This is a genomic window from Pseudonocardia sp. N23, from assembly GCF_002583555.1.
Taxonomy (GTDB): Bacteria; Actinomycetota; Actinomycetes; order Mycobacteriales; family Pseudonocardiaceae; genus Pseudonocardia.
On sequence record NZ_BEGX01000075.1, the window covers coordinates 1 to 20445 of the forward strand.

Sequence of the window (20445 nt, forward strand, 5' to 3'; positions counted from 1 at the left end):
GCCATCGTGTGCTTCCTCCTCGATCGGAGTTACACCGTTGGTTTTACAGTCCCGGGCCGGAGGTCCGGGGGCGTTCGGGTGCGTGGCATGCGGGGCTCAGTGGTGGCCGTAGCCGCCGCTCGAGTGGCTGTAGTCGTCGTTGCAGTGCTTGTAGTCCTGGTCGTGGCAGCTCTTGTCGTCGTAGGACTTGTCGTCCCAGCAGTGGTCGGTCTGCTTGTAATCCCAGCAGTGGCTGTACTTGTCGTCCCAGTCGTTGTGGGGCTTGTAGTCGTCGTTGCAGTGCTTGTAGTCGTCGTTGTTCCAGGACTTGTCGTCGTGGTGCTTGCTGGTGGAGCAGTGGGACTTGAACATGGCGGGCCTCTTCGGTGTGTGGGGGTTGCTGTGGGGGTGTTGCTCTGCTGAGGAGAACTCTGCCGCCCACGAGGCCTCGTTCCCATCGAGCACGCCCCCGTTCCCGAGGGGGCAAACCCCACTCCTGCCGGTGGCCGGTGATCGGCCGGACGTCGCGGGCGAGACGCTCAGCCCGGCGGCCGCGGTGCCCGTCCGCCCACCGGCGGGGTGCCGTCGGTGGTATCCCTGTCCTGCCGACCGCTGAGGAGATCCCGTGACCGACCACGTCCAGGTGACCGCCCCCGACGGGGGCGTCTTCGACGCCTACCGCGCCCTGCCCGAGTCCGGCAGTGGGCCCGGGCTGCTCGTCTTCCAGGAGATCTTCGGGGTCAACGACAACATCCGCGGCATCTGCGACCGCCTCGCCGGTGAGGGGTACGTCGCGCTCGCACCCGACATGTTCTGGCGGCTCGAACCGCGCTTCGAGCGCAAGGACGAGTCGGACATGGAGGCGTGCATGGCGATGGTCGGCCGTCTCGACTTCGGCGACGCCGCCGGCGACATCACCGCGGCCTTCGCCCACCTGCGCGCCGCGCCCGAGTGCACCGGGAAGGTCGGGGCCATCGGGTTCTGCCTCGGCGGCGCGCTGGCCTACCTGTGCGCCACGACCGCCCGCGCCGACGGCCACGGGATCGACGCCGCCGTGCCGTACTACGGCTCCGCCATCAACTCGATGCTCGACAAGGCCGACGACCTCGTGTGCCCCACGCTGTTCCACTACGGCACCCGCGACCCGTTCATCCCGGCCGAGAACATCCGTGAGGTCCAGGACGCCATGGCGGGCAAGGACGTCGTCACCGTCCAGCTGCACGACGCCGGGCACGCCTTCTCCAACTGGGACGCCCCGTCGTTCTACGACGAGCGCGCGGCCGCCGAGGCCTGGCCGCAGACCCTCGCGTTCCTCGCGCAGCACCTGAAAGACTGACCGGTATGTCCGCCCCTGCCGTCGCGGTCCCCGAGCTGCTGGCCGAGCTCGCCGCCCTCGAGGACCCCCGGATCCGCGAGGTCAACGAGAGGCACGGCGACGACCACGCCGTGAACCTGACGAAGCTGCGCGCCGTCGCCAAGAGGTTGAAGGCGCAGCACGACCTGGCGCGGGAGCTCTGGGCCACCGGCGACACCGCCGCCAAGCTCCTCGCCCTGCTGATCTGCCGACCCAAGGCGTTCGAGCGCGACGAGCTCGACGCCATGCTGCGGCAGTCGCGCACGCCGAAGGTGCACGACTGGCTCGTCGGCTACGTCGTCAAGAAGAACCCGCACGCCGACGCGCTGCGGGTCGCGTGGTTCGCCGACCCGGACCCCGTCGTCGCGAGCGCGGGCTGGGCACTGACCACCGAACGTGTTGCCGTGAAGCCGGACGTTCTCGACCTCGACGGGCTGCTCGACGTCGTCGAGGCGCAGATGAAGGACGCCCCCGACCGGCTGCAGTGGGCCATGAACCACTGCCTCGCCCAGATCGGCATCGAGCATCCCGCGCACCGCGCCCGCGCCCTCGACATCGGCGAGCGTCTGGGCGTCCTGAAGGACTACCCGACGCCCCCGAACTGCACCTCGCCCTACGCCCCCGTCTGGATCACCGAGATGGTGCGCCGCCAGGGGGCGTGACGACCTGCGGGTCAGCTCCCGAGCTCGGCCTTCAGGGTGACGGTCCCGACACCGGACAGTGCCCGGGTGACGAGGCATGCCGCCTTCGCGTCCTCCGCGAACGTGGCGAACTCCTCGCTCGACAGACCGGGGACCACGCCGACGGTGTCGAGCGCGATCTTGGTGATCGTCGGCTTCTCGTCGACGATCTGCAGGGTCACGTGCGCGCTGGTCGACACGCTCGTCGGGTTCTTGCCCGCGGCGGCGAGCATCGCCGAGAGCTGCATCGAGTAGCAGCCGGCGTGCGCGGCCGCGATGAGCTCCTCCGGGTTCGTGCCGGCGCCCTCCTCGAAGCGCGACTTGAACGAGAAGTCGCCGGTGTAGGCGTTGTTCCCGACGACCATCCGGCCCGTGCCGCTCTCGAGGTCACCGTTCCAGACAGCGGTCGACGTACGTGCAGGCATTGCTGACTCCTTTGATCGAGACTCCGGGCTACCACCGCAACCTACCGCAACTCCGTTGTGTGCAACAGAATCGTGTACGACAGAGTTGCCCGTCACGTATCCTTGCTCCATGACCCACCCGGGCGACGAGCCGACGGCCGACCTCCAGCTGGACGACCAGCTGTGCTTCGCGCTGTACTCGGCGTCCCGCGCCATCACCGGCTGCTACCGCGCAGCGCTGAGCGCGACCGGCCTGACCTACAGCCAGTACATCGTGATGCTCGTCCTCTGGGAGCAGGACCGGACCGGGGACCGGACGCCCGGGCTGAGCCTGAAGGAGCTGGGCGAACGGCTCTCACTCGACAACGGGACGCTGTCACCGCTGGTCAAGCGGCTCGCCCAGCTCGGGCTGGTCACCAGGCACCGGTCGCTCGCCGACGAACGCGTACTGCTCGTGGCCTGCACACCCGCCGGGCGCGACCTCTACCGGGACGCCGTCACCGCCCAGGCCTCGGTCGTCGAGGCCACGGGGATGACGGCCGCCGCGGCCGCCGACCTGCGGGACGCGCTCGAGACCCTGACGACACGCCTGCGCGGCCACGCCACCCCCGAACCCGTCGAGACCGAACGCGCCGGCTGATCCCGGCGGACTCACAGCCGCCGCACAGCGACCGGACATCTCGGTACGACCACGCGGGTCGAGAGTGGGTACCGACCGGCACGACGCCCGCGCCGGACCGGTCATCTCTGCGCACCGCTGGGGGACCACGTTGACGACGACCGGGATCGGACGCGTCGACGGCCCGCCACGCGCCCGCCGACGCCCACGGCTGCGGACGATCCTCGCCGCCGTCGCCGTCGCCGTCGTGACGGTGGAGCTCGTCGTCGCCGCACCCTCGATCGTCGCAGCCGTGCAGGACCTGTCCGGTGCCCGGCTGTGGGCCTCGACATGGACGGCCGCGGCGACGTACTCGCTGGTGAACTGGGTCCTCGACATCACCACCCTGGCGGTCTGCCTCGTCGCCACCGGAGTGCCCGTCCCCGGTGTCGGCGCCGTCCTGCTCGCCTACGCCGCCGCGATGGCCGCGTCGAACCTCTCGCTCCTGCCGTTCGGCATCGGCACCACCGACCTCGCCCTCATCGCCGCCCTCGTCGCCGCGGGGAGCGACGCACACGCCGTCCTCCCCGCCGTCGTCCTCTACCGCCTGATCTCGACCGGGGCACCCACCGTCGCCGGATGGACCCTCGGCGCGAAGGAGCTGCGCCGCAGGCCGGCGACCACCTGACGCCGTCGTCGGCGGCCGAGGATCTCGTCCGGCGACCGACTGCGTTTGCGCGTATACCCACGGGTGGCCCGTACGGCGTGCTGGGCGCACCCGAGGCCGGGATGCCGCGTCACACCACGACGCCGTGTCCGCGTGGCTCGACGAGGCCTGGGCGGGCGTCGACGACCGGGATCGCGAACACCGTCGACACCCGCGGACGAGCCGCGGTCGGCCTGGCCGCGACGAATGGTCGGTTCCGAACGAGTAATCAGTCGGTCACAACGTGAAACGGGTGAGCCGGCAGAACCGATCGACAGGTATCGGCGCGTCCCGTCCGCGCCCGACGACGAGCTGTCCGGCGGGTCGGAAGGATGGCCCCTGTCGTGGTTGCTCGCTCACTCGCCCGCTCGCTGTCACTGCCCCAGCAGGCCCAGGCGCCCCGACCGGCGCGCCGACCCGGGCCCGAGGTCATCCAGGCCGTGCAGCGGTCGTGCCGGGCCGTCACGGACCGGCCGGTCCGGCTGGCCGAGGTCTTCTACGACCACCTGTTCGAGATGGCCCCTACGACCCGCGCGATGTTCGCCGCCGACATGACCGGCCAGATGCAGAAGATGACCGACGCACTCCTCGCCGCCATCGCGCAGATCTCGGCGCAGGACACCGCCGAGCTCGAGGTCGTCCTGCACCGGATGGGGCGCGAGCACTACGTGAAGTACCACGTCGAGCCCGAGCACTACATGTACGTCGCCCACGCGCTCACCCGAGCCGTCCGCGACGTCGCCGACCAGGACTACTCCAGCTACCTCAGCTCCTGCTGGATCGCCGTCATCCAATGGGTCACCGAGCACATGGTCGCCGGCACTCGCGCGGCGATGGGGACGCCCGTCATCCACGGCCCCCGCTGATCGGCCCGTCCACCGGCGACCGACGACGTCAGCTGGTCGCGACGCCCTGCGCGTCGCACGGCGGCAGCAGCGGCCCGATCGAGGGCAGCCGCGTGGTCTGCATCAGCGCGAGCGTGCGCTGCATCTCGTCGGGCTGGACGGTCCGGCACGGGCCTTCGAGGTTCCCGACCAGTACCAGCCCCATGCCGATCATCGCGGTCGGCGACGTCGCCATGATCAGCTGGACGCCGAGCCGCTCCCGCTCCGCCGCGAACAGCATCGCGTAACCGATGAGGATCAGCTCGACACCAGCAGCACCGTCCACAGGAACTGCTCATCACAGCGCACCGCGAGGCGGCGGACGAGGACCGGCTCTCCGGCGGCGCCGGACGGGACGAGCGGAATCGCCCTCCGCGCGCACCTGACCCGGGCCAGTGCGCACCCTGCCCCGCCCCCGCTCGCCGCCCCTGGTCGCCGTCGTGGCCGCCAGGCTCGCGGTGATCGGCTGCACCTCCCCTCGCCCCGAGGACCGAGTGCTCTGGTCTCGGGCGGCGGCGCCTGCCCACGTTCGATGTGAAGGTCCCCATACGGGTTAACGCGGCGGCCCGGTTCGACGAGTAACCGGTGAACGCTCCTCACCGTGGGGGCCGACGTCGTCCCGGCTGGGAAGGTTCGGCATCGTGGGCGAGACGAGGCCACGCCGTGGCTGCGTGCTCGGCCAGGGTGGTGATCGCCGCGAGGCGCGTCTGCCTGGCGCGCGAGTCGCGGCTGCGACAGGGGCATGCAGGACAGCGGGCTCCACGACCACCCGAACGTTCAGCTACACCGGTGGTGAGCAGGGATAGGCGCAACGACTCCTCGGCGAAGGGAAGCCACACCCATGTCCTACCGTCGCTCGCACGACCACGCCCGGCGCCCGGCTCGCGTCAGACAGCACCGGCCGGCCCTCACAGGCGCGGCTGCAGTTCTCGCCGCCGCCGCCGCGATCGTGGCCGTACCCGGCGTCGCGTCCGCGCAGCCCAGCACCGCGACCTGCGACGTCGCCCCACCACAGGGCGCAATCGTCGGCTCCTCCCGCGCCGACCACATCACCGGCACCCCAGGCGACGACCTCATCTATGGACTGGGCGGCAACGACGTCCTCACCGGCCTGGGCGGCAACGATCTGATCTGCGGCGGCGCGGGCGACGACACGCTGTCCGGGGGCATCGGCAACGACAACCTCGACGGCGGCGACGGCAACGACATGCTGATGGGAGGCATCGGCAACGACTACCTCGACGGCGCCGCGGGCACCAACACCAACATCGGTGGCCCCGGTAACAACACTTGTATCCGTCCCCTCACCGGGCTCGGCTGCGGGCTCGCATCTCCGGGTGGCGGTCGCGCAGGTGCTGGCCCGGGTCACAACGGTCCGGGCCACACCGACATGTCACCGGTCCGGTTCCTCCGGGACCTGACGGCGGCAATGACTGGAGACCATGAAGCGATCCTTCCACCCTGACGGCTGATGACCTCTGTCGGCCCAGACAGCACGCGATGTGCCCATCCTCGTGGTCGCGTCGACCTCGTGGAGAGCCATTCCCGTTCCCGTGTCGGCGGATGCCCCCGCGCCGACGGCCCGCCAGGGCGTCGCTGCTGGCCGTGATCGAAACGCCGGCGACGTTCGTGGCCAGACTCGTGGCCGAAGATCGACATCAGCCTTACGAACGAACTCGCCCTGACCGTTCTTACTGGTCAGGGCGAGTTCGTCGTGGTGCGCCCGAAGGGATTCGAACCCCTAACCTTCTGATCCGTAGTCAGATGCTCTATCCGTTGAGCTACGGGCGCTTGCTCTTCAATTGTAGCTGCGGCCGACCCTGGGGCCGGCAACACCTGCGCGGAGGCTCCGGGATTTGAACCCGGGATGGGGGGTGACCCCAAACCGCATTAGCAGTGCGGCGCCATAGACCAGACTAGGCGAAGCCTCCCGGGGCCTCTCGGCCTCAGCGAGGAGAACATTACACGTCCCTCCGGCAGCTCTCACACACCCCCCACCCCGGAGACGATCACCCCGACGCGGCCATCTCCAGGAACGGCGAGAGGGAGTCGGGGTTCTGCAGCGCGCCGCGGCTGACGGCCTTGTCGGGCGCGACGCCCGCCAGGATCTTCTTGACCGGGACCTCGCACTTCTTGCCGTTGAGGGTGCGCGGCACGGCGTCGATCACGATGAAGCGGTCGGGGACGTGGCGGGGTGAGAGCTCGGTGCGCAGGGTCCTGCGCAGGGCCGGTTCGAGATCGTCCAACGACGCCCCGTCGGCGAGGACGAGGAAGCAGAGCAAGGCGCCCTCGTCGCGGGCACCGAGCTCTGTGGTGTCGATCACGAGGGAGTCGGCGACGCCGTCGACGGCCTCGACAACGGCATAGAAGTCGGCGGTGCCCATGCGGACGCCGCCGCGGTTGAGGGTGGAGTCGGAGCGGCCGTAGATCACGTAGGAGCCGCGCGGGGTGAGCCGCACCCAGTCGCCGTGGCGCCAGACGCCCGGGTAGTCCTCGAAGTAGGCCTCGCGCAGCCGGGTGCCGTCGGGGTCGTCCCAGAACATCACCGGCATCGACGGCATCGGCCGGGTGACGACGAGCTCGCCGACCTCGTCGACGAGCTCCTCACCCTTCTCGTCGTAGGCGACGACGGCGGCTCCCAGTGCGGCGCAGGAGATCTCGCCCCGCCACACGGGGACGGTGGGCGCGCCGCCGACGAAGGCGGCGCAGAGGTCGGTGCCGCCGGAGACGGAGGCGATCTGCAGGCCGTCACCGACGGCGTCGCCGACCCATTCGAAGCCCTCGGGCGACAGTGGCGCCCCGGTGGAGCCGACGGTGCGCAGGGCGGAGAGGTCGGCCTCGTCGCGCGGGCGCAGGCCGGCCTTGAGGCAGGACTGGATGAACGGCGCGGACGTCCCGAAGTACTTGACGCGGTGGCGTTCGGCGAGCCGCCACAGGGCGCCGAGGTCGGGGTGGGCGGGGCTGCCGTCGAACAGGACGATCGTGATCCCGGCGAGCAGGCCGCCGATGAGGTAGTTCCACATCATCCAGCCGGTGGTGGTGAACCAGAAGAAGCGGTCGCCGGGCCGGAGGTCGGACTGCAGGCGCAGCGCCTTGAGGTGTTCGAGCAGGATGCCGCCGTGTCCGTGGACGATGCCCTTGGGCAGGCCGGTCGTCCCCGACGAGTAGAGGACCCACAGGGGGTGGCCGAACGGGACCTGCTCGAACTCCAGCGGCATGGACTCCGCGGTGAAGTCGGCCCAGCCGGTCGTGCCCTCCAGCTCGGCCGACTCGTCGAGGTAGGGCACGAGGACCGTCTCGCGGACCGTCGGCAGCTGCGACTGCAGGGTGGTGACGGTGGGGCGGATGTCGAAGCCGCGGCCGTTGTAGATGTAGCCGTCGACGGCGACGAGCACGGCCGGCTCGATCTGGGCGAAGCGGTCGTGGACGGCGCGGGCGCCGAAGTCCGGGGAGCACGACGACCAGATCGCGCCGAGGCTCGCGGTGGCCAGGAACGCGACGAGGGTCTCGACGCTGTTGGGCGCCAGCGCGGCGACGCGGTCGCCGCGGCCGACGCCGGCCCGGACGAGTCCCGCTCGGGCACGGCCGACGAGGCCGCGCAGCTCGGCGTGGGTCACGATGCGTTCGAGGCCGTCCTCGCGGGCGAACACGATCGCCTCGTCGGTGCCGGAGCGGCCGGGGCCGTCGGTGAGGGCGTGCTCGGCATAGTTGAGCGTGGCGCCCGGGAACCAGTCGGCCCCGGGCATCTCGTCGGAACCCAGTGCGGCGGTGGGGGCGTCGTGGAACCGGACCCCGAAGAAGTCGGCGGCAGCGGCCCAGAAGGCGCCGACGTCGGCCACCGACCAGGCATGCAGGGCGGCGTAGTCGGTGTCGTCGGGAAGGTCGGCGCCGCGTTCCTCACGGAGAAAGCGGGCGAACCTCGCGATCTCGCTCGACTCGGCCGCTTCGGGCGAAGGGGACCACACGACGTCGGGGGCTCCGGTTGCCATCCCCGGAGTTTTCCCTGCGATCATGCGCAGGGCCAGCTACCGCAGGTGTGACCCGAACCAATTGAGCATCCGCTGCCAGGCCTCGGCGGCAGCATCGGGATCGGCGTCGAAACGGTGCCCCGACAGCGGGAACGTGACCAGGTCGGTGGCGACCCGGGCGCTGTCGGTCGCGTCGCGCAGCTGCCCGATCCCGGCGTACTCGCCGCCCTCGGGCGGGCTGCCGTAGATGCCCAGCCACGGGCAGGTCAGCGCCGACGCGGCCTCGAGGAGCTCGGGCAGCCCGTCGGACGTGGGGGTGGTGACCCCGCCGCCGCCGACGGTCACGGCCGCGCCGAGGGTGCGTTTCGCCGCGACGAGCAGGGCGACGGAGCCGCCGAGGTCGAAGCCGACGACGCCCATGCGGTCGGCCTGGACCTCGTGCTCGGCGAGCCAGCCGAACGCGGTGTCGGTGTCGGCCATGACCTCTTCGCGGTCGAGCTTCTCGACCTGCTCCTGCACGTGCTCGTCGGAGTGCGCGGCATCGATCTCGTCGGCGCCGTCACGGTGGTAGAGATGCGGCGCGACGGCCAGCCATCCGTCCCCCGCGATGGCGGAGACGAGATTGCGGACGCTCTCGGTGACGCCGCGCGCCTCGTGGAGCACGACGATCCCCCCGCGCACCGAGCCGTCGGGCTCCGCGACGGTCAGCCGCAGCCGGCTGCCGTCGACGAGCGGGACGGTTTCCGTCCGGATCTCGGTCATGCCGCAAGCCTTCCACGTCGGTCGGCCGCTCACGGGCCCGGTCTACGGTGACCCCCATGACGTTGATCCGCGCGGACCTCGACGCGCTGCCGGCCTACGTGCCGGGCCGCGCCGTTCCCGGGGCCGTGAAGCTCGCCAGCAACGAGGTGCCCCTCGCGCCGCCCGCCTCCGTCCTCGCCGCCATCGCCGACGCCGCCGCGGGCGGCAACCGTTACCCCGATCTCGCGGTGACGACGTTGACCGGCCGGCTGGCCGCGGAGCTCGACCTGCCGCCCGAGCGCGTCGCGGTCGGGTGCGGCTCGGTGAGCCTGTGCCAGCAGCTCGTGAACATCACCTGTGTCGGGCCGGGCGACGAGGTCGTCTACGCGTGGCGGTCGTTCGAGGCGTACCCGATCGTCACGCAGGTCGCCGGGGCGACGTCGCGGCCCGTCCCGCTGACCGACGACTTCCGCCACGACCTCGACGCGATGGCCGCCGCGGTGGGCCCGGCGACGCGGCTGGTCATGGTGTGTTCGCCGAACAACCCGACGGGCACCGTCGTCACCCGCCCGGAGCTGGAGCGGTTCCTGGCCGCGGTCGGGCCGGACGTGCTCGTCGCGCTCGACGAGGCCTACTACGAGTACGTGACCGCGGACGACGCCGTCGACGGCAGGGACCTGGTCGACGCGCACCCGAACCTGGTGGTGCTGCGGACGTTCTCGAAGGCGTACCGGCTGGCCGGCCTGCGGGTCGGCTACGCGTTCGGCGCGCCTGAGGTGATCGCGGCGCTGCGGAAGGTGGGGTCACCGTTCGCGGTGAGCGTCGTGGCGCAGGCCGGAGCGTTGGCGGCGCTCGACGTGAAGGACGAGCTGCTGGCGTCCTGCGCGGAGGTCGTCACCGAGCGGGTCAGGGTGCGCGACGCGCTGCTCGGGATGGGCTTCACCGTGCCGCCGACGCAGTCGAACTTCGTGTGGCTCGCGCTCGGGGAGCGCACGGCGGCCTTCGCCGCGCACCACATGGACCACAAGGTGATCGTGCGCCCGTTCGCGCCGGACGGGGTGCGGGTGACCGTGAGCAGCCCCGAGGAGAACGACCTGCTCCTCGCGGCGGCGGGTGCCTTCGCGAGCTGAGAACCGCACGCGAACCGACGCAGACGAACGGCCCGGGGACCGAGGTCCCCGGGCCGTTCTGTTCAGCGAAGCGGCGTTCAGGAGCGCCGCCCGGCGTCAGTGGCGGACGCCACGCCGGGAGTAGATGCCCGCGACGAGGCCGATGCCGATGATCGCGACGATCAGCTGGACGAGGTGCTCGAGCCAGTCGATGCCGTTGGTGTCGGCGACACCGAACGCACGGGCGATCCAGGTGCCGATGTAGGCGGCGATGATGCCGACCACGATCGTCAGCCACACGGGGATGTTCTGCTTGCCGGGCAGGATGAGCCGGGCCAGAACACCGAGAACGATACCGATGATGATTGCGCCGATGATGCTACCGAGCATGTGATCCCCCGATCCGTCGTCGAGGCGCCGCCACGACGGCCGCGCAATTCTCGTGAACCGAGACTGACACTCTTCGCGAATTCGCGCTCGCCGGACACCCCGAACAACACCGAAGTGTTATCTGTCCGTTCGGAGGCCGACATACGAGAGGCGGACATCCACCCGATCGCCGCGGCGACGTCCACCGTTCGCGCTGATCATCGGCCTCCGGGTGACCCGGCCGGAGAACCGCGCGGAGTACCCCGGTCGACGTTGTGCCAATCGTGCGCGGGCGATCGGGACCGGAACGGGCGATCAGCCTTCGAGAACGTATCCCGCGCCGCGCACCGTCCGAATCCTTTCGGGTCCGATCTTGCGTCGCAGGTACGAGATGTAGACCTGAACGAGGTTCGCCGACGCCGGCTCCGTCCAGACCTGCTGGGCGATCCGGTCGTGCGAGACCGTCTCCCCCGCTTCCGAGACCAGCGCCATGAGCAGCGAGAACTCCGTCGGCGACAGCGCGACCGGCCGGCCGTCGATCTGGACCTCGCCGAGGTCCGGATCGACCGCGAGGTCACCGACGCGGACGACGTTCTCGTCGATCAGCCCGCCCTGACGCAGCCGCAGCCGGATGCGAGCGACGAGCTCGTCGACGGGGAAGGGCCGCAACACGTAGTCGTCGCGGTCGGCCCGCAGCAGCCCGAGCAGGGCGGAGCGTCGCTCGCGCGGCGTCACCGCCACGAGCGGCGCGGACGGCACCTCCGCCTGCAGTGCGCCGACGACCGTCGAGACGTCGGGGCCGGGCAGCTCGACGTCGAGGACGACGAGCGCGGGGACGCCGGCACGGGCGGCGTCGAGGACGCCGATGCCGTCGTGGGCAGGGGTGACGTCGAGGCCGTCGGCGCGCAGGCTGCGCAGGACCGACGCCGTGGCGGCGGTCGCGGGTAGCGCCAGCAGGACTGTGTCCGGGGACAGCGGTCTCCGGTCCGAGGACCGCTGTGCCGGGACGAACGCCGACACGCCCTCTGGGGGAGCAACAGGGAGCATCGCTGGAGACCATCCCCCGTGAGCGGCAGATAACGATCGGCTAACGGGCTGAGCGGTCGTCCTGATCTGGCCAACGGTCACCCCTGAGACACCCCTTGCTCCGATCGGAGCAAGGGGGTCGGGAGACATGCGGCCTGGGCCGCTCCCCGGCGCGTCCGTCGGACCTGTCGGCGCGCATGCGCAACCTCGGCTCTCAGGATCGCACCTCTGCGCGTCGGGTCTTCATAGGTTCTCGGCCATGCGACGGAACCACCGCGCAGGCGACCGGCATGCTCCCCACCCGGCTGGTCGCGAGGACCGACTGCGGCCCATGGCTCCCATCCTCGGCCGCACGACGTTCGAACGGACCGACGTCCCCGGGTCCGGCGCCCCAAGCGGGGCCCGGGGACTCGTCCCATCCAACACCCACCGCGGGGTCGGCGCCCCTCCGAAGCTCCCCATCGGACGGTCGTCGACGAGGCGGTCACCTCGGGCGGGGACGGGCGGAAACGACCTCGTCCCCGCCCGCCGCCGCCTCCCGCGGCTCATCGGTGTGGTGCGTGTCCCGGCCGGGACCGGCCCGTTCAGCGCGCGAGCCCCCGGCGGGCCAGCAGCGGCGCGATCTCGGGGTCGCGGCCCCGGAAGGCCCGGTAGGCCTCCATCGGCTCGACGGCACCGCCGCGCGAGAGCAGCGCCTTGCGGAACGCGTCGCCGTTCTCGCGACGCAGGCCGCCGTTCTCGGTGAACCACTCGACGGTGTCGGCGTCGAGGACCTCCGACCAGATGTAGGAGTAGTAGCCGGCGCTGTAGCCGCCCGCGAACACGTGGTTGAAGTAGGTGCTGCGATAGCGCGGGGGGACGGTCGCCAGCGCGATCCCTGCCTCGGCGAGGGCACGGGCCTCGAAGTCCTGCACCTCGTCGGCGGCGGGGACGTCGTCGGTGAGGGTGTGCCAGGCCTGGTCGAGGACGGCCGCGGCGAGGTACTCGGTCGTCGCGAAGCCCTCGCCGTAGGCCCGGCCCGCGACCAGCTTCCCGACCAGCTCGGTCGGCATCGGCTCGCCCGTCTCGTGGTGGCGGGCGTACCCGGCGAGGACCTCCGGCCACAGCGCCCACATCTCGTTGACCTGCGACGGGAACTCGACGAAGTCGCGCGGCACGCTGGTGCCGGAGAACCGCGGGTGGGTGACGTCGGAGAGCAGCCCGTGGAGGGCGTGGCCGAACTCGTGGAACAGCGTCGTGACCTCGTCGAAGGTCATGAGGGTGGGCTCGCCGTCGGCGGGCCTGGGGATGTTGAGGGTGTTCATGACGACGGGCCGCTGCCCGAGCAGCCGCGACTGCGACACCAGGGCGTTCATCCAGGCGCCGCCACGTTTGGAGTCGCGCGCGTAGAAGTCGGCGCCGTAGAGGCCGAGCGGGACGCCGCTGTCCTCCGGGCCGTCGAAGACTTCCCAGACACGGACGTCGTCGTGGTACATCACGAGGTCGTCGCGCTCGACGAACCGCAGCCCGTAGAGCGCGCCCGCGGCGTGGAAGACGCCGTCGTGCAGGACCCGGTCGAGCTCCAGGTAGGGGCGCAGGGCGGCGGTGTCGACGGAGAAGCGCTCTTTGCGGACGCGTTCGGCGTGGAACGACCAGTCCCACGGCTGCAACGGTTGCTCCCCCGCCATCTCCTGCAGCTCGGCGGCCTCGGCCTGCGCGTTGGCGACGGCGGGCGGCACCAGGTCGGCGAGCAGCCCGGCCACGGCGTCGACAGAGCCCGCGGTGCTGTCGGCGGCCACGTAGGAGGCGTGGTCGCGGAAGCCGAGCAGCCGGGCCCGCTCAGCGCGCAGGGCGGCCAGCTCGGCGAGGATCGCTCGGGTGTCGTGCTCCCCGCCGTGTGCGCCGCGCTCGGTGGAGGCGCGGAACAGCTCCTCGCGCAGCGACCGGTCGGTCAGCGACGCCAGCGCGGGCTGGTTGGTCGGCAGCACGAGGGTGAGCAGGTGGCCCTCCTGCCCGCGGGCTTCGGCGGCGGCCGCGGCGGCGGAGATCGCGCCGGAGGAGAGGCCGTCGAGGCGGGCCGGATCGTCGACGACGACCGCGGAGGCGTTGGCGTCGGCCAGCAGTTGGCTGCCGAAGGCCGTCGACAGCGAGGAGATGCGTGAGTTCAGCTCCCGGAGCCGGGACTTGCCGGCCTCGTCGAGCTCCGCGCCGTCGCGGACGGCCTCGTCGACGAGCTTGTCCAGCAGGCGCTGCGACTCGGGGTCGAGGCTCTCGCCCCGGTCCTGCAGGTCGCGCAGCCGTGCGAACAGGCGTGCGTCGAGGACGATGGCGTCGCGGTGCGCGGCCAGCTTCGGCGCGATCTCGGCCTGCAACGCCTCGATGGCGGGATTGGTGTGGGCGCTCGCGCGGCTGAAGAACACCCTCGACACCCGGTCCAGGATGCGCCCGGACCGCTCCAGTGCGGCGACGGTGTTCTCGAACGTCGCCTGCTCCGGGTTCGTGACGACGGCCTCGACCTCGGCCCGCTGCTCGGCCATGCCGGCCTCGAACGCGGGGGCGTAGTGCTCGTCGGTGATCCGCCGGTAGTCGGGCAGCTGGTAGGGCAGGTCGCTCGCGTGCAGGAACGGGTTGTCGCTCACCCGTCCCACGGTAGCGCCGCGGCATATTCCCCCAACATGATCGCGCTGGCCGCGGGCCCCCTCCGGGGGACGGCGGGGAACACCGACGTGTCGACGACGCGCAGCCCCCGCGTACCACGCACCCGCAGCCCGGGGTCGGTCACCGGGCCGATCGCGGCGGTGCCGGACAGGTGCGACGACGTCGTCAGGTGGTCGCGGATCCAGCCGTCGAGCCGGGCGTCGTTGCCGAGGACGAAACCCTCCGGTTCGACGCGGGTGCCGAGCCCCGCGCGGAGCAGGTCGGCGGCGATCCGGACGGCGGCGCGGAGCCGTCGCCGGTCGGCCTCGGTGCGCAGGTACCGGTGCTCGGTGCGGTCCGGGGTGAGGACGCCGCTGCGTTCCGGGCGTTGCAGCGCGCACATCACGTGCAGCGGGCCGCCGGGGGTGAACGGCCGGGAGAACAGCAGCAGTTCGAGGTCGCCCGCGGGGTCGGCACCGGAGTCGAGGTGCAGCGCGACCTGCGCGGTGACGGCGTGCGGGTGCGGCTCGGCGGTCTCGTGCGGGCGGAAGGGCAGGAAGACGGCCGGGTGGTCGGAGAACCCCTGGCCGACGGGCAGGTCGTGGCGGACCCGGATGCCGGCTTGCCGCAGGACCTCGCCGGGCCCGATACCGGCCCGCATGAGCAGCCTCGGCGTGGCCAGCGCCCCGGCGGCGAGGACGACCTCCCCGGCCTCGACCACTCCGTCGGCGGTCCGCACCCCCACGGCCCGCACCCGGTCGAGCACGATGCCGGTGACCACCGTGTCGGTGCGGACCGCGAGATGCACCTGAGCGTCGTCCGCGGGCCGGAGCACCGCGCTGGTGTGCATCTCGGCGGGCCGGCCGCGGAGGTAGGCATCGGCTGCGCTGACCCGGACGCCCTCGACGGCGTTCGACGGGACCAGCCCCGCGCCGGGTGGGCCGTCCGCGTTCTTGTCGGGCTCGTCGGGGAAGCCGAGGGCTGCCGCGGCGGCGAGGAACGGCCCGGTGGTCGGCGCGACCAGCGCACCGGACGGGCGACGGACAGGCACCGGGCCGGTGCGGCCGTGGTCCGGGCCGTCGAAGTCCGCGTCGCGCTCGCTGCGTACGTAGAACGGCAGTGCCTCGTCGTAGGACAGGCCCGGGACGCCCCAGCCGTCGAGATCGGCTCGGGTGGCCCGGACGAAGTAGGCCCCGTTGATCGCGCTCGACCCGCCGAGGACCCGGCCGCGGGGCAGGACAGCAGGGACCCCGCGCACCAGCTCGGCCTCGTACCCCCAGTTGAGCGGATGACCGGGCACGGTGGCCGCCAAACTGCTCTGTGAGTGGCAATCGTCGCTGTAGCGACGATTGCCACTCACGACGTCGGGGCCCGCCTCCAGCAGCAGCACGCTCCGGCCGGGCTTCTCGGCCAGGCGGGCGGCCAGCACACAGCCCGCGCTGCCACCCCCGACGACGACCACGTCGAACCGCTCACCGGTCACGAGGGCAGGATGCATGACGTGGCCGACCTCGCGCTGGACCTCGCCGACTTCATCTCCGCGAGCCCGACCCCGTACCACGCGGTGGCCGAGGCCGTGGCCCGGCTGACCGCCGCCGGGTTCACCGAGCAGCCGGAGACCGCCGAGTGGGACACCGCGCCGGGCGGGCGCTACCTGGTCCGCGACGGCACGATCCTGGCCTGGTGGCAGCGGTCCGACGTCTCACCGCTGCGGATCTTCGCCGCCCACACCGACTCCCCCACGCTCAAGGTCAAGCCGCTGCCCGACACCGGGACCGGCGGTTGGCGCCAGGTCGCCGTCGAGGTCTACGGCGGGGCGCTGTGGAACTCCTGGCTCGACCGCGACCTCGGGCTCGCCGGGCGTCTCTCCCTCTACGACGGCACGTCGGTGCTGGTGAACGTCGCGCGGCCGCTGCTGCGCGTCCCCCAGCTGGCGATCCATCTCGACCGCTCGGTCAACCAGGGCCTGACGCTCGACCCGCAGCAGAACCTGCTGCCGATCTGGGGTCTGGGCGCGTCCCGGGAGGGTGACCTGCTGGCCTTCCTCGCCTCGGAGGTCGGCGTCGACGGCGCGGAGATCGCCGCGCACGACCTCGTCGTCCACGACCTCACCCTGCCCGCCCGCCTCGGCGAGCACGGTGAGCTGCTGGCCGCGCCCCGGCTGGACAACCTGTCGTCGGTGCACGCCGGCATCACCGCACTCGTCGCCGCGGCGGAGCGCGACCCGTCGACGACGCCCGTGTTCGTCGGCTTCGACCACGAGGAGATCGGCAGTGCCACCGCCACCGGCGCCGCGGGCCCGCTGCTCGAGACCCTGCTGACCCACCTCGCCGGCGGGTTCGACGCGCGCTCCCGCGTCTTCGCCACGTCCCGGGCGTTGTCGGTCGACGTCACCCACGCCGCCCACCCCAACTACCTGCACCTGCACGACCCCGGCCACCGCGCCCTGCCCAACGAAGGCCCGTCGCTGAAGGTCAACGCCAACCAGCGCTACGCCACCGACGCCCCCGGCGCCGCCGCCTGGCAGCGGGCCTGCCGCACCGCCGGTGTCGGATCTCAGTTCTTCGTCGGGCGCAACACCGTGCCCTGCGGGTCCACGGTCGGCCCGATCATCGCGACGCGGCTCGGCATCCGGACGGTCGACGTCGGAATCCCGGTGCTGTCGATGCACTCCGCCCGTGAGCTCTGCGGCGTCGAGGACCCCGCCCATCTCGTTGCGGCGGCAACCGAATTCCTCACCGACGCCCGCTAGCCGAATTCATTTCACATCGACGATCACTCCCGTGAATTCGTGATGACGCCCCGGCGAATCCCGACGACACGCCGCGGGACGCCCGTTCTCGTGCACTCATTCGAGCGAATGCGCCGTTTCCCCGGTCCCACCGCTTCGTTGATCCGCACGGTGGTGGCGAGACCGCAGGGGAGCCCCTCGCTGCCGCCCCAACTACGTTGCAGCACAGCAGGCCGATCGGCATGATCGCGCCGTGGAGTTCCGGACGACGAACCCCGTACCACCCTCGCGGGCGGCCGGTTCCGCCGAGCGGACCAATTTGAGACGCCACGACCTGCCGCTGTCGTGCAAAGGTGTGCCTCTCATCACCGGGAGGCCGGGCGTCGACGAGGAGGTCGCATGATCCGCGAGGCTGAGCTCTTCGTGACGGCGGAGCAGGTCGCCCTGTGGGTCCTGGCCCGCGTGGGCCGCGAGCACCGGTCGACCACCGTGCCTCCGCCGTTCGCCCTGCCCGACGCCCCGCGCGTCACGATCTCCGTGGTCGTCCGCGAGCACGCCCGCGACGACGTGACCGTCCCCGACCTCCTCGCCGGCGGCGAGCCCGGCACCGACGACCCCCTCGCGGGCGGCGACGGCGACCGCGAGGCCGTCCTCACCCGGCTCGCCGAGGCCGCGGTCGCCGCCGCGACCAAGGCCACCGACCCCGACGCCGTCGTCCACTCCCGGTACGGCGACATCAGCACCGCCGACTACCTGGTGCGCCAGACCGTCGTCCGCGCCGTCACGGCACACGAGGTGGCCGTGTTCAGCGGCTCCGTCTGCCCGCTCACCGAGATCTTCTCCCGCGCCCTGTGGGAGCTCACCGAGCCGCGCGCCGACCACTGGCGCGACGTCGGCCTCTTCGGCCCCGCACTCACCCCTGTGCCCGCCGACGTGTCCTGGCGCGACCGCTTCCTGATGTCCGCCGGGCGGGACCCGCATCCCCTGTGGGATCGCTGACCGCGGGATCGCCGGCCGTGGGACCGCTGACCGTGGGACCGCCGGCAGGCGCCCCGAAAGGGACTCTGCCCAGTTCCTCCCACGGCCCGTCGAGGTATCGCCACAACGCCAGCCCCACCGACGTCACCTGCGACGGCACGAACTCCGCCCGCAAGGTGTCGTGCAGCGCCCGCGCCTCCTCGGGCTCGACCTTGTTCTGCACGGTGACGTGCAGGTCGCCGGCCTTCGCACGGTCCTGCGCCGACAGCCACGGCTCCCAGCGCCGCGCGAGACCCGACCGCGCCGACGTCAACGCCGGCGACCGCAGCACATAGGACACCCCGTACCCCGTGAACCGCAGCCCCGTCACCGTGACCGGGACCGTCGCCGCCATCCGCCCCGCCACGACGCCCAGGTCGTCCTCGATCCCGCGACGATGCTCACCCGGCAACGCGTGGAACAGCGTCACGTGTGCGGCCAGGCGGTTGCGGGCGGGCGGGAAGTGCGCGCGGCGCAAGGCGTCGAACCGCTCCTGGGCCGCGTCGTCGAGCACCGCCGTGACGATCAGCGCATCGGCCATGAACCCGACGGTAGCCCTTCCCGCGTGTGGTGCCGGAGTCGGTGCAGGTCAGCGCTACCCTTCGGGGCATGGGCGCGATCTGGGCACTCGCCGTCGCAGGGGTCGTCCTGCTGCTGATGAGCCTCGCCGTCGCCGATCACGTCGGCCACAACGTCAACGGCCGCAGCTGGCTGCCGTGGCGCCGCCACCGCACCACCCGGGTCACCCTCGCCACCGGCCTCGACCAGGTCACCGCGCTCTTCTACGCCACCAAGCACTACGAGCTCGACCAGCGCAAGACCGAGATCATGCTTCGCGACGACACCCTCGACGCCGACCGTCCCCCGGCCACGGGTGCCGGGTTCACCATCCGGATGACCGGCACCGATCCGTCAGGAATCGAGAAGCAGCCGGACCGGCACCGCTCCTAGCGTCATCCCCATGACGCACATCGCCTCCCTCACCATCGAGACCGACGACACCGACCGGGCCCGGGCCTTCTACGCCGCGCTCGGCCTCGACCTCCTCGTCGACGTCGCCCACACCGACGAGCCCGCCACCGGCTTCCGCGGCTTCACCGTGTCGCTGATCGTCGCCGGCCCCGCCGCCGCTCGCGCGCTCGCCGACGCCGCCACCACCGCGGGCGCCACCGTCCTGAAGCCGGTCGCGAAGTCGTTCTGGGGCGTCGGCGGCGTCGTCCAGGCACCCGACGGCACCATCCTCAAGATCGCGTCGTCGTCGAAGAAGGACACCGGCCCCGCCACCCGCGACGTCGACTCGGTCGTCGTGCTCCTCGGCTGCGACGACGTTGCCGCGACCCGGCAGTTCTACGTCGACCGCGGGCTCACCGTCGCCAAGAGCTTCGGCAAGCGCTACGTCGAGTTCGCGATGCCCGGCAGCCCGATCGCCCTGGGTCTCTACGGCCGCAAGGCGTTGGCCAAGGACGGCGGCGTCCCCGCCGACGGCACCGGCACGCACCGCATCGTCATCGGCGGCGACGTCGGCGAGCTCACCGACCCCGACGGCGTCCGCTGGCACGACGCGACCGATTCCGAGACCGTGTGACGCGACCGGCCCGGGCCGTCAACCCGGGATCGGCACGTGCCGGAAGCTCACGAGCGGCACGTTGCCCTCCCCCTCCGACACCGACGTGAGCGGGCCCCTCGATCCGCAGGTCGTGGACGCGGTGCCAGAGGCCGAACAGCAGCATCGTGTCGTTCGGGGGTCAGGATCTCGCCCGTCCGCTGCGACTCCCGCGACCGCGTCACCGAGCGCGACCTCGTGAGCGACAGCTTCGACGTCCACCCGCCCAATGTGCCCTCCACGGCCCTGCTGACCTCCGTGGTCAGGTCTCGCTCAGGTTCACCGCCTGCTGCGTGCCCAGCGTGAAGGTGGCCTTCGGAGGCAGCTGCTGCATCCCCGCCCGGCGCAGGTAGGTCGACGTCCGGACCCGGAGGATCTGCGGCGCCCGCAGCGGGAAGGTCGGCTCGCCCAGGTTCCCGGCGGTCAGCGCCGCGCACTCTCCCGCCTGGTCGTCGACGGACAGGCTCGACCGGACACCCATCGGCAGGTGCTCGGGGCGAGTCGGCGCGACCTGTACGGGCCGACGACGAGCGAGTGGACGACGTTGACGTCCGCGGTGCGCTTGCGGCTGATCCGGCACTCGACGGTGTCGACCCGCCCGAACTCCGCCGGTGCCGCGTCGCCGAGGTGCATTCGAAATGCTCTCTATCCCGAGTTGCA

At 71.8% G+C, this 20445-nt stretch carries 22 protein-coding genes and 2 tRNA genes; 11 read left to right on the plus strand and 13 right to left on the minus strand.

Annotated elements, in window-relative coordinates:
• Positions 1–96: 96 nt before the first annotated feature.
• Positions 97–351: a hypothetical protein gene (locus TOK_RS32770; protein ID WP_098961369.1), complete on the minus strand. Its 255-nt coding sequence runs from the start codon at positions 349–351 to the stop codon at positions 97–99.
• Positions 352–604: 253 nt separating this feature from the next.
• On the opposite strand from TOK_RS32770, the gene TOK_RS21355 reads away from it, so the two are divergent.
• The gene (locus TOK_RS21355) at positions 605–1315 is read left to right on the plus strand and encodes a dienelactone hydrolase family protein (protein ID WP_098959788.1); all 711 of its coding nucleotides are present in this window, start codon (positions 605–607) and stop codon (positions 1313–1315) included.
• A 5-nt stretch (positions 1316–1320) separates the two neighbouring features.
• A complete protein-coding gene (locus tag TOK_RS21360; protein ID WP_098959789.1) occupies positions 1321–1995 on the plus strand; it encodes a DNA alkylation repair protein in 675 nt (224 codons plus the stop codon).
• Positions 1996–2006: 11 nt separating this feature from the next.
• Here TOK_RS21360 and TOK_RS21365 read toward each other — a convergent pair whose 3' ends face one another.
• Positions 2007–2438, minus strand: a complete 432-nt coding sequence (locus tag TOK_RS21365) for an OsmC family peroxiredoxin (RefSeq protein WP_098959790.1) — start codon at positions 2436–2438, stop codon at positions 2007–2009.
• Between the two features lie 109 nt (positions 2439–2547).
• Between TOK_RS21365 and TOK_RS21370 the strand changes: the two genes are divergently transcribed.
• The 3 genes from TOK_RS21370 to TOK_RS21380 all read left to right on the plus strand — a co-directional run bounded on the left by TOK_RS21370 (position 2548) and on the right by TOK_RS21380 (position 4587).
• A complete protein-coding gene (locus tag TOK_RS21370; RefSeq protein ID WP_098959791.1) occupies positions 2548–3057 on the plus strand; it encodes a MarR family winged helix-turn-helix transcriptional regulator in 510 nt (169 codons plus the stop codon).
• 64 nt (positions 3058–3121) lie between these two features.
• Positions 3122–3703, plus strand: coding sequence for a lysylphosphatidylglycerol synthase domain-containing protein (locus TOK_RS21375; protein WP_172457692.1), 582 nt, complete (start codon positions 3122–3124; stop codon positions 3701–3703).
• A gap of 362 nt (positions 3704–4065) precedes the next feature.
• Positions 4066–4587, plus strand: a complete 522-nt coding sequence (locus tag TOK_RS21380; RefSeq protein ID WP_172457693.1) for a globin domain-containing protein — start codon at positions 4066–4068, stop codon at positions 4585–4587.
• A 28-nt stretch (positions 4588–4615) separates the two neighbouring features.
• Here the strand turns inward: TOK_RS21380 and TOK_RS21385 are convergent, their stop codons facing one another.
• Positions 4616–4891: a hypothetical protein gene (locus tag TOK_RS21385; protein ID WP_098959794.1), complete on the minus strand. Its 276-nt coding sequence runs from the start codon at positions 4889–4891 to the stop codon at positions 4616–4618.
• Between the two features lie 555 nt (positions 4892–5446).
• On the opposite strand from TOK_RS21385, the gene TOK_RS34755 reads away from it, so the two are divergent.
• Positions 5447–6070, plus strand: coding sequence for a calcium-binding protein (locus TOK_RS34755; protein ID WP_098959795.1), 624 nt, complete (start codon positions 5447–5449; stop codon positions 6068–6070).
• Between the two features lie 250 nt (positions 6071–6320).
• On the opposite strand, the gene TOK_RS21395 is transcribed toward TOK_RS34755, so the two are convergent.
• The 4 genes from TOK_RS21395 to TOK_RS21410 form a co-directional block, all read right to left on the minus strand.
• Positions 6321–6396 (minus strand) — tRNA-Arg (locus TOK_RS21395).
• A gap of 50 nt (positions 6397–6446) precedes the next feature.
• Positions 6447–6536, minus strand: a tRNA-Ser gene (locus TOK_RS21400).
• A gap of 78 nt (positions 6537–6614) precedes the next feature.
• A complete protein-coding gene (locus tag TOK_RS21405) occupies positions 6615–8594 on the minus strand; it encodes an acetoacetate--CoA ligase (RefSeq protein ID WP_098959796.1) in 1980 nt (659 codons plus the stop codon).
• A 36-nt stretch (positions 8595–8630) separates the two neighbouring features.
• Complete coding sequence (locus tag TOK_RS21410; RefSeq protein WP_098959797.1) at positions 8631–9335, minus strand: dienelactone hydrolase family protein; 705 nt, start codon at positions 9333–9335, stop codon at positions 8631–8633.
• 56 nt (positions 9336–9391) lie between these two features.
• Here TOK_RS21410 and hisC point away from each other — a divergent pair, with 56 nt between their 5' ends.
• The gene (hisC, locus tag TOK_RS21415) at positions 9392–10444 is read left to right on the plus strand and encodes a histidinol-phosphate transaminase (RefSeq protein WP_098959798.1); all 1053 of its coding nucleotides are present in this window, start codon (positions 9392–9394) and stop codon (positions 10442–10444) included.
• A gap of 96 nt (positions 10445–10540) precedes the next feature.
• Here the strand turns inward: hisC and TOK_RS21420 are convergent, their stop codons facing one another.
• The 4 genes from TOK_RS21420 to TOK_RS21435 all read right to left on the minus strand — a co-directional run bounded on the left by TOK_RS21420 (position 10541) and on the right by TOK_RS21435 (position 15917).
• On the minus strand, positions 10541–10813 hold the full coding sequence (locus tag TOK_RS21420) for a GlsB/YeaQ/YmgE family stress response membrane protein (RefSeq protein ID WP_098959799.1): 273 nt from the start codon (positions 10811–10813) through the stop codon (positions 10541–10543).
• Positions 10814–11107: 294 nt separating this feature from the next.
• Positions 11108–11839: a response regulator transcription factor gene (locus TOK_RS21425; protein ID WP_098959800.1), complete on the minus strand. Its 732-nt coding sequence runs from the start codon at positions 11837–11839 to the stop codon at positions 11108–11110.
• A 563-nt stretch (positions 11840–12402) separates the two neighbouring features.
• A complete protein-coding gene (locus TOK_RS21430) occupies positions 12403–14436 on the minus strand; it encodes a M3 family metallopeptidase (RefSeq protein WP_098959801.1) in 2034 nt (677 codons plus the stop codon).
• Positions 14433–15917, minus strand: coding sequence for an FAD-dependent oxidoreductase (locus TOK_RS21435; RefSeq protein WP_253258543.1), 1485 nt, complete (start codon positions 15915–15917; stop codon positions 14433–14435). Before TOK_RS21435 ends, TOK_RS21430 begins: the two co-directional genes overlap by 4 nt.
• Before the next feature lie 9 nt (positions 15918–15926).
• Here TOK_RS21435 and TOK_RS21440 point away from each other — a divergent pair, with 9 nt between their 5' ends.
• Positions 15927–17186, plus strand: coding sequence for a M18 family aminopeptidase (locus TOK_RS21440; protein WP_098959803.1), 1260 nt, complete (start codon positions 15927–15929; stop codon positions 17184–17186).
• Positions 17187–17564: 378 nt separating this feature from the next.
• A complete protein-coding gene (locus tag TOK_RS21445) occupies positions 17565–18164 on the plus strand; it encodes a hypothetical protein (protein ID WP_098959804.1) in 600 nt (199 codons plus the stop codon).
• On the opposite strand, the gene TOK_RS21450 is transcribed toward TOK_RS21445, so the two are convergent.
• Complete coding sequence (locus TOK_RS21450; protein ID WP_098959805.1) at positions 18079–18723, minus strand: 2'-5' RNA ligase family protein; 645 nt, start codon at positions 18721–18723, stop codon at positions 18079–18081. The genes TOK_RS21445 and TOK_RS21450 overlap by 86 nt on opposite strands.
• A gap of 68 nt (positions 18724–18791) precedes the next feature.
• Between TOK_RS21450 and TOK_RS21455 the strand changes: the two genes are divergently transcribed.
• Complete coding sequence (locus TOK_RS21455) at positions 18792–19133, plus strand: hypothetical protein (protein WP_098959806.1); 342 nt, start codon at positions 18792–18794, stop codon at positions 19131–19133.
• A gap of 10 nt (positions 19134–19143) precedes the next feature.
• On the plus strand, positions 19144–19767 hold the full coding sequence (locus TOK_RS21460) for a glyoxalase (protein ID WP_098959807.1): 624 nt from the start codon (positions 19144–19146) through the stop codon (positions 19765–19767).
• 280 nt (positions 19768–20047) lie between these two features.
• Here TOK_RS21460 and TOK_RS21465 read toward each other — a convergent pair whose 3' ends face one another.
• Positions 20048–20266 carry a hypothetical protein gene (locus tag TOK_RS21465; RefSeq protein WP_098959808.1) on the minus strand — a complete coding sequence of 73 codons (219 nt, stop codon included), beginning with the start codon at positions 20264–20266 and terminating at the stop codon, positions 20048–20050.
• Positions 20267–20445 lie beyond the last annotated feature (179 nt).

Coding starts and splice junctions, on each gene's coding strand:
- TOK_RS21425 (WP_098959800.1), bottom strand. CDS start 11,839: ATGCTCCCTGTTGCTCCCCCAGAGGGCGTGTCGGCGTTCGTCCCGGCA.
- TOK_RS21445 (WP_098959804.1), top strand. CDS start 17,565: ATGATCCGCGAGGCTGAGCTCTTCGTGACGGCGGAGCAGGTCGCCCTG.
- TOK_RS21370 (WP_098959791.1), top strand. CDS start 2,548: ATGACCCACCCGGGCGACGAGCCGACGGCCGACCTCCAGCTGGACGAC.
- TOK_RS21420 (WP_098959799.1), bottom strand. CDS start 10,813: ATGCTCGGTAGCATCATCGGCGCAATCATCATCGGTATCGTTCTCGGT.
- hisC (WP_098959798.1), top strand. CDS start 9,392: ATGACGTTGATCCGCGCGGACCTCGACGCGCTGCCGGCCTACGTGCCG.
- TOK_RS34755 (WP_098959795.1), top strand. CDS start 5,447: ATGTCCTACCGTCGCTCGCACGACCACGCCCGGCGCCCGGCTCGCGTC.
- TOK_RS21440 (WP_098959803.1), top strand. CDS start 15,927: ATGCATGACGTGGCCGACCTCGCGCTGGACCTCGCCGACTTCATCTCC.
- TOK_RS21465 (WP_098959808.1), bottom strand. CDS start 20,266: ATGGGTGTCCGGTCGAGCCTGTCCGTCGACGACCAGGCGGGAGAGTGC.
- TOK_RS21410 (WP_098959797.1), bottom strand. CDS start 9,335: ATGACCGAGATCCGGACGGAAACCGTCCCGCTCGTCGACGGCAGCCGG.
- TOK_RS21460 (WP_098959807.1), top strand. CDS start 19,144: ATGACGCACATCGCCTCCCTCACCATCGAGACCGACGACACCGACCGG.
- TOK_RS21360 (WP_098959789.1), top strand. CDS start 1,321: ATGTCCGCCCCTGCCGTCGCGGTCCCCGAGCTGCTGGCCGAGCTCGCC.
- TOK_RS21405 (WP_098959796.1), bottom strand. CDS start 8,594: ATGGCAACCGGAGCCCCCGACGTCGTGTGGTCCCCTTCGCCCGAAGCG.
- TOK_RS21450 (WP_098959805.1), bottom strand. CDS start 18,723: ATGGCCGATGCGCTGATCGTCACGGCGGTGCTCGACGACGCGGCCCAG.
- TOK_RS21365 (WP_098959790.1), bottom strand. CDS start 2,438: ATGCCTGCACGTACGTCGACCGCTGTCTGGAACGGTGACCTCGAGAGC.
- TOK_RS21455 (WP_098959806.1), top strand. CDS start 18,792: ATGGGCGCGATCTGGGCACTCGCCGTCGCAGGGGTCGTCCTGCTGCTG.
- TOK_RS32770 (WP_098961369.1), bottom strand. CDS start 351: ATGTTCAAGTCCCACTGCTCCACCAGCAAGCACCACGACGACAAGTCC.